At 64.1% G+C, this 1,408-nt stretch carries 2 protein-coding genes; one reads left to right on the top strand and one right to left on the bottom strand.

The window, feature by feature from the left end; translation table 11 throughout:
* Positions 1 to 54: 54 nt before the first annotated feature.
* A complete protein-coding gene (locus tag ACFHPP_RS31005) occupies positions 55 to 1,155 on the top strand; it encodes an IS630 family transposase (protein WP_437167077.1) in 1,101 nt (366 codons plus the stop codon).
* A gap of 12 nt (positions 1,156 to 1,167) precedes the next feature.
* Here the strand turns inward: ACFHPP_RS31005 and ACFHPP_RS31000 are convergent.
* Positions 1,168 to 1,408 (bottom strand): transposase (locus ACFHPP_RS31000; RefSeq protein WP_437167076.1); only part of this gene is annotated, 241 nt, incomplete at its 5' end.

Here is a 1,408-nt window from a genome sequence, read left to right as displayed (position 1 = left end):
GTGTCCTGATCGAGAAGTTTCTACGGTTCTGATAGGGATCGTAGGGAGCTTGCGATGGGTAGGGCTGCGGCGTCGATTGAGCTGACAGGCGTTGAGCGCCGGGAACTGGAATCGCTGTCGCGTGCGCGCAAGACAGGACAGGCGATGGCAAGGCGAGCGCGTATTGTGCTGGCCGCAGCGGCGGGGCTGGAGAACAAGGCGATCTGCGCCGAGGTGGGAGCAGACGCCAACACGGTCTCCAAATGGCGGCGCCGCTTCGCCGCGCATCGCCTCGATGGGCTGCTGGATGAGCCTCGCCCCGGCACGCCGCGAAAGATCGGCGATGACAACGTCGCCGAAACCATCCGCCTGACCCTGGAGACGACGCCACCCGGTGCCACGCACTGGTCGTTGCGCGCCATGGCCAAGGCGGTGGGCTATGCGCCGTCCACCATCCATCGCATCTGGCGCGCCTTCGGGCTGCAGCCGCACCGCAGCGAGACCTTCAAGCTTTCGACCGACCCGCTGTTCGTCGAGAAAGTGCGCGACATCGTCGGCCTCTACATGGCCCCGCCCGAGCGGGCTTTGGTGCTCTGCGTGGATGAGAAGTCGCAGATCCAGGCGCTGGACCGCACCCAGCCAATGCTGCCGATGCGACCGGGCCAGGTCGAGCGGCGCACACACGACTACACCCGCCACGGCACCACATCGCTGTTCGCCGCGCTGGACGTGGCCACCGGTGCTGTGATCGGTCGTTGCTACCCGAAGCACCGCTCCAGCGAGTTCCGCAAGTTCCTCGACCAGGTCGAGGCCAATGTCCCAGCCGACCTCGACGTTCACCTGGTCATGGACAACTACGCCACCCACAAAACCAAGCCGGTCCGCGATTGGCTGGCCAAGCGCCCGAGGTGGCACGTCCACTTCACGCCGACCAGTGCCTCCTGGATCAACCAGGTCGAGCGCTTCTTCGCCTTGATCACCGAAAAACAAATCAGGCGCGGCTTACACCGTTCAACCCAGGCCCTGGAACGCGACATCATCGCCTTCATCGACGCCCACAATGCCGATCCCAAGCCCTTCCGCTGGACCAGGTCCGCCGACGACATCCTCGCCGCTATCCAGCGCTTCTGCCAGCGAACCCTCCAAATCGGAGGAACTACAGAATCAGGACACTAGAGCATTTTTGGTTTACTCGAATGCATAGCCTGAGTTGGTGAGGTAGTTACGGCACTCGGTGGGGCTGAAGGTATCGAGCAGTTTGCTGATGGTGTTCCACAGCGCCTCACGCGTGCGGGCGCCTGCCTTGCGGAGCCCGGCCTTGAGCTTGGCAAAGGCCTGTTCGATTGGGTTCAAGTCGGGCGAATAGGCCGGCAGCAGCATGACGTGGGCACGTGCCGCCCGGATGGCCTCGCGCACCCCGGCCACCTTG

The sequence above is a fragment of the Falsiroseomonas sp. E2-1-a20 genome, from assembly GCF_051433195.1.
Taxonomy (GTDB): domain Bacteria; phylum Pseudomonadota; class Alphaproteobacteria; order Acetobacterales; family Acetobacteraceae; genus Falsiroseomonas.
This window is presented reverse-complemented; position numbering and strand designations above follow the sequence as displayed.

What these genes read in the sequence shown, in the direction of transcription:
- ACFHPP_RS31005 (WP_437167077.1), top strand. Translation starts at nt 55, where the DNA reads ATGGGTAGGGCTGCGGCGTCGATTGAGCTGACAGGCGTTGAGCGCCGG.